General features: G+C 66.7%; 13 protein-coding genes and 1 pseudogene. 3 read left to right on the top strand and 11 right to left on the bottom strand.

Annotated elements, in window-relative coordinates; translation table 11 throughout:
* Window positions 1-151: 151 nt before the first annotated feature.
* Both ACU6WY_RS15075 and ACU6WY_RS15070 read right to left on the bottom strand, forming a co-directional pair.
* Complete coding sequence (locus ACU6WY_RS15075) at window positions 152-1,108, bottom strand: AAA family ATPase (protein ID WP_230006341.1); 957 nt, start codon at window positions 1,106-1,108, stop codon at window positions 152-154.
* A gap of 197 nt (window positions 1,109-1,305) precedes the next feature.
* A pseudogene (locus ACU6WY_RS15070) lies at window positions 1,306-1,950 on the bottom strand (IS481 family transposase); the annotation flags it as partial.
* A gap of 70 nt (window positions 1,951-2,020) precedes the next feature.
* Here ACU6WY_RS15070 and ACU6WY_RS15065 point away from each other — a divergent pair.
* A protein-coding gene (locus ACU6WY_RS15065) for an IS3 family transposase (protein WP_483820421.1) occupies window positions 2,021-3,198 on the top strand; the annotation gives its coding sequence in 2 pieces (ribosomal slippage) (window positions 2,021-2,287 and window positions 2,290-3,198; 1,176 coding nt in all).
* A 141-nt stretch (window positions 3,199-3,339) separates the two neighbouring features.
* Here ACU6WY_RS15065 and ACU6WY_RS15060 read toward each other — a convergent pair.
* Window positions 3,340-3,561 carry a hypothetical protein gene (locus ACU6WY_RS15060; RefSeq protein WP_483820420.1) on the bottom strand — a complete coding sequence of 74 codons (222 nt, stop codon included), beginning with the start codon at window positions 3,559-3,561 and terminating at the stop codon, window positions 3,340-3,342.
* Between the two features lie 112 nt (window positions 3,562-3,673).
* On the opposite strand from ACU6WY_RS15060, the gene ACU6WY_RS15055 reads away from it, so the two are divergent.
* Window positions 3,674-4,855: a helix-turn-helix domain-containing protein gene (locus ACU6WY_RS15055; protein ID WP_483820419.1), complete on the top strand. Its 1,182-nt coding sequence runs from the start codon at window positions 3,674-3,676 to the stop codon at window positions 4,853-4,855.
* A gap of 303 nt (window positions 4,856-5,158) precedes the next feature.
* Here ACU6WY_RS15055 and ACU6WY_RS15050 read toward each other — a convergent pair whose 3' ends face one another.
* The 7 genes from ACU6WY_RS15050 to ACU6WY_RS15020 all read right to left on the bottom strand — a co-directional run bounded on the left by ACU6WY_RS15050 (window position 5,159) and on the right by ACU6WY_RS15020 (window position 11,049).
* Entirely contained in the window at window positions 5,159-5,479 is a 321-nt protein-coding gene (locus ACU6WY_RS15050) for a hypothetical protein (protein ID WP_483820418.1), read from the bottom strand.
* Window positions 5,480-5,487: 8 nt separating this feature from the next.
* Window positions 5,488-6,435, bottom strand: a complete 948-nt coding sequence (locus tag ACU6WY_RS15045; RefSeq protein WP_483820417.1) for a hypothetical protein — start codon at window positions 6,433-6,435, stop codon at window positions 5,488-5,490.
* A gap of 210 nt (window positions 6,436-6,645) precedes the next feature.
* Window positions 6,646-7,251: a response regulator gene (locus ACU6WY_RS15040; protein ID WP_483820416.1), complete on the bottom strand. Its 606-nt coding sequence runs from the start codon at window positions 7,249-7,251 to the stop codon at window positions 6,646-6,648.
* Window positions 7,248-8,393 (bottom strand): sensor histidine kinase, encoded by a 1,146-nt coding sequence (locus ACU6WY_RS15035; RefSeq protein WP_483820415.1) that lies wholly within the window; start codon window positions 8,391-8,393, stop codon window positions 7,248-7,250. The genes ACU6WY_RS15040 and ACU6WY_RS15035 overlap by 4 nt, the downstream gene beginning before the upstream one ends.
* 20 nt (window positions 8,394-8,413) lie before the next feature.
* Window positions 8,414-9,211 carry an ABC transporter permease gene (locus tag ACU6WY_RS15030; RefSeq protein WP_483820414.1) on the bottom strand — a complete coding sequence of 266 codons (798 nt, stop codon included), beginning with the start codon at window positions 9,209-9,211 and terminating at the stop codon, window positions 8,414-8,416.
* The gene (locus ACU6WY_RS15025; protein ID WP_483820413.1) at window positions 9,208-10,143 is read right to left on the bottom strand and encodes an ABC transporter ATP-binding protein; all 936 of its coding nucleotides are present in this window, start codon (window positions 10,141-10,143) and stop codon (window positions 9,208-9,210) included. The genes ACU6WY_RS15030 and ACU6WY_RS15025 overlap by 4 nt, the downstream gene beginning before the upstream one ends.
* Before the next feature lie 75 nt (window positions 10,144-10,218).
* Window positions 10,219-11,049, bottom strand: a complete 831-nt coding sequence (locus ACU6WY_RS15020; RefSeq protein ID WP_483820412.1) for a class I SAM-dependent methyltransferase — start codon at window positions 11,047-11,049, stop codon at window positions 10,219-10,221.
* Between the two features lie 119 nt (window positions 11,050-11,168).
* On the opposite strand from ACU6WY_RS15020, the gene ACU6WY_RS15015 reads away from it, so the two are divergent.
* Complete coding sequence (locus ACU6WY_RS15015; protein ID WP_483820411.1) at window positions 11,169-12,110, top strand: ATP-grasp domain-containing protein; 942 nt, start codon at window positions 11,169-11,171, stop codon at window positions 12,108-12,110.
* A 62-nt stretch (window positions 12,111-12,172) separates the two neighbouring features.
* Here ACU6WY_RS15015 and ACU6WY_RS15010 read toward each other — a convergent pair whose 3' ends face one another.
* Entirely contained in the window at window positions 12,173-12,592 is a 420-nt protein-coding gene (locus tag ACU6WY_RS15010; RefSeq protein WP_483820410.1) for a hypothetical protein, read from the bottom strand.
* Between the last annotated feature and the right edge of the window lie 61 nt (window positions 12,593-12,653).

The following is a 12,653-nucleotide window of genomic DNA, read 5'->3' as shown; positions in this document are numbered from 1 at the left end:
GCCTCCGACAGTTCACGAAATTTGGGTGCGAGCCGCGCGCCCTGGGCTGTGCTCCCTGGCCCGACGACCCGCGGTGGAACCGATGGTGACTGACGTCCGCGGTTACCAACTCGCGGCGAGGGCAGTGCAAGTACCGGGTACGGCTCTCCGCTCATTCAGAGGCCTGTACGCGCCGGTGTTCAAGTCGCTCCTGCACGATGGCGCGCAGATTCGGCTCAGGTAACGCTAGAACTGCTCGACGGCGCACGTCGAGCGCAAATTCTTCTAGTTCCGCGTAGCTGGCGCCAGCCAACTTGTCCGCGAGGGTCCGCGGCGTGAATCCGAGATCGCCACCGAATCGTGCGGCGAGGCGCTCGAGAAATTTCGTTGCTCGAGCGCGACTAGGTACTTCGAGATCCACTCTGATCTGGAAGCGGCGCCAGGCTGCGCGGTCCAGCAACTCGCTGTGGTTCGTTGCTCCGACGAGGATGACATGGGCTGGCAGTCGGTCGATCTGCAGCAAGAGTGTCGAGACCACTCGTTTGATTTCGCCCGTCTCGTGCTCGTCAGCTCGCTCTTTCGCGATCGTGTCCAGCTCGTCGAAGAACAACACGCAACGTCGAGTGCGGGCAAATTCGAAAGCTGAGTCGAGGCGAGCGGCAGTTTCACCGAGGAAGCTGGAAACGATTCCTTCGTAGCGAACGACGTAGAAGGGAAGCATCAACTCGGATGCGATCGCTTCCGCGACGCTTGTCTTTCCGTTGCCAGGTGGGCCTGAAAGAAGCAGACGATTTCGAGGCTCAATCCCATAGCTTCTGAGGAGATCAGCTCGCTTCTGCTCTTCGATGAGTTCGCTCACGGTGCGCTCGGGAACGAGTGCGAGATCGAGATCCGACAGACGGCGCTGGGGGACGACCTCGTGAAGAAGATCACGAACTGCGTTGCTCTTGTCATCGCGAGAAATACCCTGCCCAGAGGTCGTTATGACTTCCGACAGGCGATCCGCGAGCAGGTGGTGCTGGTTCGCGCGCTCTTCTGCAATCACGGCTTCGACAAGCGCGCGAAAACGCTCCCGATCTCCGTGGCGCTCTGCCTGGACGAGGTCAAGCAGTAGGTCCGCGCGCGCCATCGTAGCCTCCTGTTTGCTGCCGTCTCGCGCCCGATTCTACTGGGGGAGCTGACATTCGCCACGATCAACCCGAGTGTGGTGCAGGACACGCGGCGATAGTTTCTCGACTGCGCGGGCCGCCGACGAAACGTTGGTGACCCTGAGCGTCCGTGACGTGCCGACACTGGTGGGCCCGTCCGCTCGGTGTTGCCGCGGGGCTAGATGTTGTGCCCAGGCAGGTTGTTTGAGATCCGGCTGATGGGCGGGAGCTTGCCGATGGCGGTGTGGGGCCTGTGGTGATTGTAGAAGTGCAACCAGGCGGGCAGCGCGGCCCGGCGCGCTGACTCGGAGTTGTAGTGCTTCGAGTAGGCCCAGCCGTCTGCCAGGGTGCGGTGGAAACGCTCGATCTTGCCATTGGTCTGCGGGCGTCGTGGCCGAGTGAACTTCGGCGTGATCCCGAGGTTGTTGCAGGCGTGCCGCCAGGCGTGCGACCGGTAGGCCGATCCGTTGTCGGAGAGCACTCGCTCGATGGTCACGCCGTGGTCGGCGAACCACGAGACCGCTCGGCGCAGCACGCCGATCGCGGTGTCAGCTCGTTCGTCGTCATGGATCTCGGCGTAGGCAACGCGGGAGTGATCGTCGATGACGGTGTGCACGAACGCGTGGCCGATCAGCGGGTCTCTGTTTTTGCCCTTGCGTCGGTTCGGTTCCGTCGCCGCACGGTTCTTCATGCCTTGGGCTCGGCCGACGAATCGCCAGCCACCGCCGATGGGGATGTTGCCAAGCTTCTTCACATCGACGTGGATCAGAGACCCCGGACTCTCGTGCTCATAACGACGCGCCGGCTCGCCCGTCCGCACGTCAGGGCGTGAGGAACGGATCGGTGACAGCTGATCGTTAGTGCCGGGAGGCGCTGACGGGGAGGATGTCATCATGCCCGGTCCCTATCCCAGAGAGTTCCGCGAGGACGTTGTCGCGGTCGCTCGTCGCCGTGAGAGCGGCGTCACCATCAAGCAGATCGCCACCGATTTCGGGATCAGCGAGGCGACGTTGCAGAACTGGCTCCGCCAAGCCGATATCGAGGAAGGCAACCGTCCCGGCCAGACCGCCGCGGACGCGGCGGAAGCGCGCGAGTTGAAGAAGCGGATCCGGTTGCTCGAGCAGGAGAACGAGGTCCTCAGGCGTGCGGCGGCGTATCTGTCGCAGGCGAACCTGAAACTGGGTGGCTCCCCAAAATGACGTACCCGCTCGTATCGGAGCTCGCCGACGCGGGGATCCCCGTGACGGTGTCGTGCCGGGTCCTCAAGCTCGCTCGCCAGCCCTACTACCGGTGGCGCAACGACCCGGTCCGCGACTCGGATGTTCTCCGTGCGTACCGCATCAACGCCCTGCATGATGCTCACACTGAAGACCCGACGTTCGGCTACCGGTACCTGGCCGACGAAGCACGCCGGGCCGGGTGGCGGATGAGCCGGCGCACGGCGTGGAAGCTGTGCTCGCAGGCCGGGATCCTCTCGTCCGCGCAACGCCGGCGACGCGGGAAGAGCAAGAAGGCCGGCCCGCCCGTGTTCGACGACCACGTGAAACGGGTATTCCGCGCCGACGCCCCGAACCGGGTCTGGCTCACGGACATCACGGAGCATTGGACGAGCGAAGGCAAGCTCTACTGCTGCGCGATCAAAGACGTATTCTCCAACCGGATCGTCGGATACTCGATCTCCGATCGGATGACCGCGAAGCTCGCCGTCGACGCCGTCCGAAACGCCGTCGCCCGCCGCAGCGAGGTCGCCGGGTGCATCCTGCATGCCGATAGGGGCAGCCAATTTCGCAGCAGGGCAATGGCCCGTGAGCTACGCCGTCACGACATGGTCGGATCCATGGGCCGCGTCGGCGCCGCCGGAGACAACGCGGCCATGGAGAGCTTCTGGTCGCTGCTGCAAACGAACGTGCTCAACCAGCAGCGGTGGACGACGCGGCAGGAACTACGCCTCGCGATCGTCGTCTGGATCGAGCGGAAGTATCACCGGCAGCGAGCCCAGGACACCCTCGGCGGGTTGACGCCCATCGAGTTCGAAGCCAAGCTAACCGAGCCGCTCACCCTCGCGGCCTAAACCACACCTGTCACCAGTTCGTTCCTCACGCCCCGATCGGCTAACTGCCGTATTCGCGGGCACTATCCCGAAAGCGGAGCGAACGTGACCCGACGTTGGAAGCACGCCGCACGCCGCACGCCGTCACCGTCACCGTCACCGTCACCGTGCGAGGTTCAGAGCGGCATCCATTCCGCGTCGACCTGAGGCAGCGGCGATATCGCCAAGCAGCTGCTGGGCGGCATCGCTTTTCAAAGCGCGGGCGCAAAAGTCATGCACGCCTGGGATGGTGACCAGGAGGCCTGCGCCTGCGGCGACGAGCGCCAAGCCAACCGGCACACGCCAGCTTGACGACGCGCTCTGGGTTGCTGTGTCCATGTTCATAATCTTCCCTTTCATGAGGCGAACTGCAGGTTTAGTCAGCTGGACGCAAAGTTAGCATGCTAAACGCTAACAGCGCAACACATCCTCGACTTTTCGACGCTAGACTGGCCCCATGGTCAGCTACTCGCTAGAAGCCCTCGGGAGCGTCATTCAGGAACTGCGAGATAAGCGCGGCTGGACACAAGAGGAATTAGGTCGTCGCGTTGGATATCGCGGTGGAGCGGGCGTCACGATCTCGCGCATTGAGAACGGGAACTTGAATCCCCCTCAAGCTCGTCTACTGGAGATCGCTCGTGTGCTCGACGTCGGCCCGGACGAGCTGTTGAACCTCGCCAAAGTCAAGACCGGCGCATCGATGGACGCGGGGGATAGAGGCGACGCTATCGAGGACCGAGTCGCTGAGATCAGTCGCGAGAGTGACCGCAGGACGAAGCTCCTCACGACCTTGGACGAATTTTGCGACGCTCGTGATCGGGCAGCGAGTGACTTCCTGGCAAGGTTCTGCCACATCGCTGCGCGAGTGGAAGGTACCTCGGTGCCGGACCTAGCCGAACTCGTGCCGCTTGGTCTCGTCGGCGGCGACGGCCCCGCGGCTGAATCCACCTACCAACTCCTGTTCACGCGAATCGGCGTTGCGACGACGCTCGCTCGATCTGCCAGGTCATCCGTGTTTGATGAGTCGGGTGACGCCTGGTACGCGTCGTTCGTGGAAGAGGTGAAGCGCGGCGCTGTCACGACGGGCGCGACTATTCTCGCGGGAACGAGCGGCACGGCAGCGATCAGTGGCCTCGGCGCAGCGATGCGCATGAGCGAGTCTGCCACCCCTGCCGCGGTCGCGGTTGATATCGCCGTTCGCATTGGAAAGGTCACCGGTGAGCTGCTGGGCAAGCTGACGGGAGTAGCGGTACGGAATCGCAAGCGGCAACTGGAGCTCGCAGCTGACGCAGATAATGTGGCCGCCACCATGAGGAGGACCCAACCAGGTGTCCTCGCCGTGACGGAGTTCATCCCTCGGGCAACAATGATCCTGGATTACATCGCGGTGCATGCAGGGCACGCGCTTAGCCGCTGGGAGGGCCAGCTTGGTGCCGATGCGATTGAGTGGCAATCCCTCAGCGCGCAGCATCGACGGCGCTACGACGACTTCGTTCAGATTGCGGCAGCGCAGCTTGCGGTCGCCTCCATCAGCCCGAACGAGTTGATTCTGAGGCGCGGAGCCGATCTCGATCGGGACAGGGCGCTAATTGACGCGCTTTTGTCCCAAACGCTAGAGGTGGTCACGGCGAGAGTATGAGTCGCGCGGAGCCGGTGCGGTGGGGAGCGACCAACGCGAACCGCTCGAAATCTCCGTGCTCCCGGCCCATTCCCGGCCCAAGGCCTCGGAAAGCCGACGTTGGCCGCATCCGATCGGTGCGTCTGTTCTCGATGCGCTCGCTCAACGACCGGGCGGCGCAGCATCACGCCCTCACTACGAAAACCGGCGCTGATCAGGGCAAAGCAAAACCCCCGCGGATAGAAGCTCCGCGAGGGTTTCTAGGGTGACGTAATGATCACCCGTGTGGCTCCGACGGGCGTCGAACCCGTGACCTAACGATTTTCAGTCGCGCGACAGGTCGGTGGGTAGTGCCCCCGAAGGCCGAGCAGCGACTTCGTTCGCGTGCCGATCGGCCATCTTGCGCCCGACCCGATCGCGGATCATCGCTGTGATCGCGAAGCCGACAATCAAGGCCGGCGCGGCGAGCGTCGCCTCGCTGGCGAGCGACGAGATGAGGGCGCTGGCGACAGCCGCCGCTGCCGCCGCTCCCGCGAGGGCACGCGGACTCCGGAGCTCGTATCCCAACCCGGCTCCGACACCGATCACGGCGGCGAGTATGCACACCACCACGGGCTCGCGGAGCAACGTGAGAACGTGTTCCATCTTCCGCCTCAGCAATAGGTGTGTGAAATTGCACCGGGCAGCGGCGCTACGACGATGTGCAAGCACCCCTTCGGGCGCAGGTTGTTCGCCGTAGCGGCCTGCACCTGCAGATATCCCGACCACAGCCCGCATGCGAGCACGAGCCGCTTGTCCTTCACCAAGGCGGCGCAGAACGATGAGGCGCCCGCGTAGTCCTTGATGTTCGCCGTTTCCGAGCGAGTGAGCGTGAGCCCCCATGTCGCATTCCGCCAGCCCCAGGTTGGATCGGCGACGATTGGGTAGATGGTGGCATCCGTCGGAGAGACGATCTGGACGAGTCGATCACCGCGAACCTCATAGTGCGTAGGAACGGGCGCGCCGCTCGCGTCCGTTGCCCAGGGGGCGTCAATGGGAACGGCGACTCCTTCACGGCTGTCCTGGACGAACGCCGCGTTGCCCGTTGTATCGACGACGGCCCGGAAACCGTCCATTCCGAACTCTGCCTCGTGCGTCGCGTGGCGATCAGGAATCACGGTGTGCACGCGGGTGTCGCCGGTCTCCAACGCTTGAACTGCGACGCTCGCGTCGTTGTCGCTCGTGTAGACGACGGTCCCGTCATTGGCCGCCTCTGCTCGGCTGAGGTCGAGTCCTTCCGGCAGCGTGATGCCGGCCGAAAGTTCTCTCCCTCCGACCGTCGTCGACACTTCGATGGGGTCATCAGGAGTGACGGGGATACTCGTGTCCGTACCGAGGGCGCCTGCCTCGAAGGAACTTCCAGTCTCGACGGCAGGCGCCGGTTCAATGAGATCCGGGGCGGCGTCCGAGACGAGGGTCGCAACCTCAGAAGCGTCGATGACGCTGGTGGGCTCGATTGCCGAAGCCGGCACCGCCGACCAGGCGACGACGCAACAGGCTATTGCCGCCACGGTCAGATGCCTGTAGAGCCGCGCTCGCGGGGATACGGGTTCGCTTGTCATGTGATTCACCTCTCTGCGCCGCGGAAGCGAGAGCAGAATGGCGAGTTGATCTCGTGCTCCGATGCCGTGGCCGCTAAGGAACACTAAGAAGCATGAGCATGCACGCACGCGTATGCGCCGCGAAATCCACCCGAAGCTGGGTTGTGTCCGCCACAGGGAGGACACGGCCGCTTCCCCCACGGGGTTAGTGAGGTTGCACTGAGCGTCGGCTTAGAGCCACCCCCGCTCCACCGCCACCCTCACCGCATCCGCCCGATTCCGTCCCCCGGTCTTCCCAATCGCGCTGGACAGGTGATTCTTCACTGTCCCCTCCGACAGATGCACCATCCGCGCAATATCCGCGATCGAGCCACCCGAACGGGCCGCGGCCAGAACGTCCGTCTCCCGCTCCGTCAGCGGTGAGTCCCCCTGCGCGAGTGACTCCGCGGCCAACGCAGGATCCACGACCCGCAGCCCGGCAGACACCCGCCGCACCGCATCCGCCAGCTCTGCCGCGGGGGTGTCCTTGACGACGAACCCCGACGCCCCGGCCTGCATGGCCCGCGCCAGATATCCCGGCCGGCCGAAGGTCGTGACGATGAGGGCGCGGCATCCGGGGTTCTCCGCACGTAGCTGAGCCGCGGCGGCGATGCCGTCGATGCCGGGCATCTCGATGTCGAGCAGCGCCACCGTCGCGCCCGAGGTGCGGGCGGCCTCGACCACCTCGTCGCCGCGGCCGACCTGGGCGACGACCTCGATGTCGGGCTCCAGACCGAGCAGGGCGGCGAGGGCGCCGCGCACGAGCGCCTGATCGTCGGCGATGAGCAGGCGGATCACCACGTCACCCTCACACGGAATCCGCCGAGGTCGCTGCGCCCCACGGTCATGCGGCCGCCCGCGGTCTCGACGCGCTCGCGTAACCCGGCGAGGCCGGAGCCGGAAGACAAAGACCCGGAAGGCCCGCGCCCATCGTCCGCGACCTCCACCGACCGAGAATCCAGCGAAACCCGACACAAAGAAGCCCCCGCGTGCCGCACCACGTTCGTCACCGCCTCGCGCACCACCCAGCCCGCAAGCTCGCGTCGGTCCGACGGCACCTGCTCCGTCGACCCGGGCAGCTCCGCGGTCACCCCGGCGCTCTCCAGCGCCGCCCGCGCGGCCGCGAGCTCGCCGCTGATGCTCACGCCGCGATACCCGTGCACCGTCGCGCGCACGTCGGCCAGCGCACCGCGAGACAGCTGCTCGATCTGCGCGATTTCGTCGCGGGCCGCGGGGGAGCCGGCATCCATCAGTCGTCCGGCCAGCTCGGCCTTCACCGTGATCACGGTCAGCGAGTGGCCGAGGATGTCGTGTACGTCGCGCGCGACCCTCCCTCGCTCACGCTCGGCGGCGAGCTCGGCCACCTGCTCCTGGGCGGTGCGGAGCTTCTCGAGCGTGGCGATGTTGCTGAAGAACGAGAACATCGTGATCGACGCCGACACGATGACGGCGGCGTTCAAGACGTTGAGGAAAATATCCGTGCCCGCCCCCACGCCCACGGCGAACGACAGCGCCGCGAGGGCCAGCACGAGCGACAGCACCACGGCCCACCCGAGGCGCGACACGGCGATGGCGACACCGACGAACGTCCACATCCAGCGGACGTCGGTGCCCAGCCACGGCACCAGCACCAGGCTGATCGCGAACAGGATGCCAGCGGGCACCAGCCGCGCGAAGCGGTGCGGCGTGAGACGCATCATCGGCACCGCGAGCACGAACACCGCGCCGAAGACGAGCACGATGCCCGACCCGACCACCCCGGCCCAGACGTCGTGAAGCTCCCACAGCGAGAGCAGCGTCGGGAACGTCCAGACGAGCGAGAGCCCCGCGCCGATGAACCAGCCGCGATCGCTCGGACCGAGGCCGGGCGCGGGTACCTGCCGCAGGAAGCGACCGAGGCCCCGAGCGCGCATGCGCCCCGGGCCGGTCGTCACGCTCATGTCGTTCACGATAGGGCGGCTCACGACCGCCGGGTATCGCGGCGGAAGTAGATCACCGTTCCCACGACGAACACCGCCATCCACACCACCGCGTTGATCAGGGCGCCGAGGTCGAAGGCATCCCCCGTCAACGGCGCACGCGCGAGCTGCGCGATGCCGTACACGGGCGTGAGCTTGCCGATCGTCTGCAGGAAGTCGGGCATCGACGACAGCGGGTAGAACAGCCCGCCGAGGAACGACATCAGCACTACCGCGAGGCTCGTGACCTGCGCGACGTTCTCGCCCGGAACCATGTACCCCACCATCAGCCCGAGCGTCGTGAACACCGCCCCGGCCAGCAGCCACGCGGCCAGCCCCGTCACGATCCACTGGTCGACCGACAACTCGACCCCCGAGAAGGATGCCGCCACATAGGTCGCGACCACGGCGACGAGTCCGAACACCATGCCCGCCGCGAGCTTGATGATCACGTTGACCACCGGGCTGAGCGGTGTGAGTCGCAGCTGCCGCGTCCAGCCCTGCGCGCGCTCGACCGCGACCGCGGCGCCCGTCTGAGTCGCCGACATCATCGCGCCGTACATTGCCATCGACACCATGATGTGTGCGGCCACCGACACTCCCCCGTCGGCCAACGGAACGCTCGTCAGCGGTTCGTCGAGCCACTGGTACCCGACGATGAAGAACATCAGCACCGGGAACGCCACCGTGAAGAACAGCGCGCGCGGGTTGCGGAGTTTCCGCACCAGCTCGATCCGCAGATACGTCAGGGTGAACCCGCCCAGGACGGGCGTGGGGCGATCGAGGCGGATGGCGGTCATCGGAGTGCTCCGTTCGCAGCGTCGGCGGATGCCGGGGAGTCGATGGTCAGAGCGACGAACACGCTCTCGAGGTTCTGCGCGGTGATCTCCAGATCGCGCGCGGCGGTGGCGGTGAGCAGGTGCTTCGCGAGCGCATCGGAGTCGCGCGTGTGGAGCGTGACGCGCTCGCCGGAGGCCTCGACCGAGTCGACGCCCGGGAGCGACGCCAACGCCGCGAGATCGGCATCCGGGATCGTCGCGTGCACGACCCGCCCCGAGACGAGGTTCTTGATCTCGGCCGTCGAGCCGTCGGCGACGATCTGCCCGCGGCTCATCAGCACGATGCGGTCGGCGTATTCGTCGGCCTCGTCGAGGTAGTGCGTCGCGAACATGACGGTGCGTCCGCGGGCGGCATCCGCTCGGATCGCGCTCCAGAACGACCGCCGCGCCTCGACATCCATGCCGGTGGTCGGCTCGTCGAGGATCAGCAGCGCCGGATCGCTCACGAGCGCCATCGCGAACCGCAGCCGCTGCTGCTCACCCCCCGAGCACAGGCCCACGCGGCGGTTCGCCAGATCCCGGATGCCAGCCCGCTCCAACGCCTCATCGACGGGACGCTTCTCGGCGAACAGGCTCGCCGTCAGCTCCACGGTTTCGCGCACGGTCAGGTCTTTCAGTAGCCCACCGCTCTGGAGCACGGCCGAGACGAGGCCGCGCGAGACGGCGCCACGGGGCGTGTTGCCGAACACCTCGATGGAGCCGGAGTCAGCGCTGGTGAGCCCGAGGATCATGTCGATCGTCGTGGTCTTGCCGGCGCCGTTCGGGCCGAGGAACGCCACGATCTCGCCGGGCTGCACGCGCAGGTCCACGCCGCGGACGGCGTGTACCGAGCCGAAACTCTTGACGACGCCCCGCGCGTCGATCGCGGCGGGGCCGGGGGTAGAGGAGGTCATGTCCTCATCGTGGCGCGGCGGCGGGGCCCGTGCCTGGGGCGGGGGTCACGTTGTCGGGGTGACGTTCGTCAGGGGTCAGACCGGCTTCGAAGCCCGGATCGTGTAGCTCAGCGGCATGACCGACGGCTGCTCGGTGAGGGCGTACTCGCCGTCCGGGCGCAGGGTCATGCGGCCGGGGAGCGCCTCCCACGGCACGATGTCGTGCTCGATGAGGGCGTCGATCCGTAGGCCCCGATCGAGCAATGCCGTCACGATCTCGCCGAGTCCGCGGTTCCACTCGTACGTCCGCGTGGACTGCAGCGGTGCCGACACCTCGACGTACGTACTGTCGTCATCCCATTCCAGGGGCGCAGGCTGCTCGAAGTACGGGAACGCGAGCGTGAGCCCGGGCAGCGTTTCATTCATCGACCACAGGATGGGGTGCCCCTCGCGGATGTGCAGGGTTCCGCCCGGGGCCAGCAGGTCTGCGACGACGCCCGCCCACTCGGTGATCGACGGGAGCCAGCAGAGCGCCCCGATGCCCGTGTAGACGAGGTCGAACTCACCGGCCGGCAGCACATCGGTCGCGCGAGAAACGTCCGATTGGATGAAATCGACGGCATCACCTGTCTCGGCGACGAGACGTCGCGCCTCCTCGACCGCGTTCTCCGAGAAGTCCAGGCCCGTCACCCGGGCGCCGAGGCGTGCGAGCGACAGCGTGTCCGTGCCGATGTGGCACTGCAGGTGCACGGCGCGCTTGCCGGTGAGGTCGCCGAGCAGCGTCTGGTCGAAACGCACGACGTCCGACAGGGCCTCACGGTCGTCGACATACCGCTGAACCCCGTAACCCGACCCGTCGCGGGCCGCATGCAGGGTGGCGCGCTCGTTCCAGTTGGCGCGGTTCGCATCGAGGTACTCGGCGGTCATGGCATCCCTCTCCGGTCGTACAGCCTTGCCACGATACAGATTTCGGATGCCACTCCCCCAGTGACCCCGCGTGACGCAAGGCGGCCCGTGTGTCGGGGGGTCGGGTTAGCCTGGCGAGCATGTCGGGCAGCGTCTATGTCATCCACGAGAACCCCCAGTGGCTTCCGCCGTTCCAGGCGGCGTTCGAGGCCGAAGGTATTCCGCTGACGGAATGGCTCCTCACCGAGGGATCGATCGACCTGTCGGTGGAGCCGCCCGAGGGCGTGTTCTGGTCGCGACTGAGCGCTTCGGCGCACACGCGCGACCACGGTGACAGCAAAGAGTACGGTCGGGCGGTGCTGCGCTGGCTCGCGTCGTGGGGCCGGACGGTCGTGAACGGCGCCGACGTGCTCGAGCTCGAGGTCAGCAAGGTCGCGCAGCACGCGGCTCTGCGTCATGCCGGCATCGAGGTGCCGCGAACGGTCGCGGTCTTCGGAACTGCGGGGTTGGCCGCGAAAGCCGAGGAGTTCGAGGCGCCCTTCATCAGCAAGCACAACCAGGGGGGCAAGGGCCTCGGCGTGCGCCGGTGGGATTCGCAGGCCGAGTTCGCCGCCTGGGTCGCCGGCCCCGACTTCGAGCCGTCGCCCGACGGCATCACGCTGCTGCAAGAGCTGCTGGTGGCGCGCTCGCCGTTTATCACGCGCGCCGAGTTCGTCGGTGGCGAGTTCGTCTACGCCGTGCGCGTCGACACGAGCGCGGGCAGCTTCGAGCTGTGCCCGGCCGAGGCGTGCGCGATCCCGGGCGCCGACGGCGTCGAGCCCGAGCCGATGTTCCGCCTCCGCGACGACGTCGACCCGGCTCTCATCGACCGCTACCTCGCGTTCCTCGCGGCCGAGGGCATCGGTGTCGCCGGCATCGAGTTCATCGAGACGCTCGACGGCCGCACCGTCACCTACGACGTGAACACCAACACGAACTACAACCCCGACGTCGAGGCATCCGCCCCTCGCTCCGGTCCACGGCAGATCGCCCGCTGGCTCGGGGCGCTGCTCGAGCACGACGCCCCGGCCCTCGTGCGCTGAGGCGGCGGGGTCGCGGTCGCGCGGGCCGCGTGCGCGTGCGGACATCGCTGCGGGCACGCGACTCAGGGAAACGACGCCGCGAGGTATTGCCCGATGGCGACGGGAATCAGCCAGACACCGAGCGTGACGGCGAGAGCGATAGACGCCAGGACGACGAGGCCAGGACGCCGCTTCGCACCGGTCGCGACCGCGCCGGCGTTGCCTCGGAGAGCACTGCGCAGTGCCATACCGGCCAGCACGGTCAGGCCGATCGGGAACAGGAACCAGATCACCGGACCGAAAGGCACGACGAGCGCCGCGAGGAACGCCAGGATCACCATCGGCACACTCAGCAAGATGCCCGCCCCAATGGTCGCGGCGGAGAGGGCGCCACTCCTGCTGAACTCGTCGTCAATGGTCCGAGGAACGGAAGGCAGGGGCTTGGCCGACGCTGGACCGAGATCGTCGGCAAGGTCGCGGGGCGGCTGGGGGATGTCGTCCACCCGCCCACGCTAACCCTGCAGGGCTCGCGGCGAGGAGCGCATGTTGGCGCCCACGGTGAGT

The sequence above is a fragment of the Microbacterium sp. ZW3a genome, assembly GCF_057167165.1.
This window is presented reverse-complemented; position numbering and strand designations above follow the sequence as displayed.

Excerpts from the sequence above, each read along its gene's own strand:
- ACU6WY_RS15075 (WP_230006341.1), bottom strand. The coding sequence starts at position 1,108 with ATGGCGCGCGCGGACCTACTGCTTGACCTCGTCCAGGCAGAGCGCCAC.
- ACU6WY_RS15060 (WP_483820420.1), bottom strand. The coding sequence starts at position 3,561 with ATGAACATGGACACAGCAACCCAGAGCGCGTCGTCAAGCTGGCGTGTG.
- ACU6WY_RS15055 (WP_483820419.1), top strand. The coding sequence starts at position 3,674 with ATGGTCAGCTACTCGCTAGAAGCCCTCGGGAGCGTCATTCAGGAACTG.
- ACU6WY_RS15050 (WP_483820418.1), bottom strand. The coding sequence starts at position 5,479 with ATGGAACACGTTCTCACGTTGCTCCGCGAGCCCGTGGTGGTGTGCATA.
- ACU6WY_RS15045 (WP_483820417.1), bottom strand. The coding sequence starts at position 6,435 with ATGACAAGCGAACCCGTATCCCCGCGAGCGCGGCTCTACAGGCATCTG.
- ACU6WY_RS15035 (WP_483820415.1), bottom strand. The coding sequence starts at position 8,393 with ATGAGCGTGACGACCGGCCCGGGGCGCATGCGCGCTCGGGGCCTCGGT.
- ACU6WY_RS15030 (WP_483820414.1), bottom strand. The coding sequence starts at position 9,211 with ATGACCGCCATCCGCCTCGATCGCCCCACGCCCGTCCTGGGCGGGTTC.
- ACU6WY_RS15025 (WP_483820413.1), bottom strand. The coding sequence starts at position 10,143 with ATGACCTCCTCTACCCCCGGCCCCGCCGCGATCGACGCGCGGGGCGTC.
- ACU6WY_RS15020 (WP_483820412.1), bottom strand. The coding sequence starts at position 11,049 with ATGACCGCCGAGTACCTCGATGCGAACCGCGCCAACTGGAACGAGCGC.
- ACU6WY_RS15015 (WP_483820411.1), top strand. The coding sequence starts at position 11,169 with ATGTCGGGCAGCGTCTATGTCATCCACGAGAACCCCCAGTGGCTTCCG.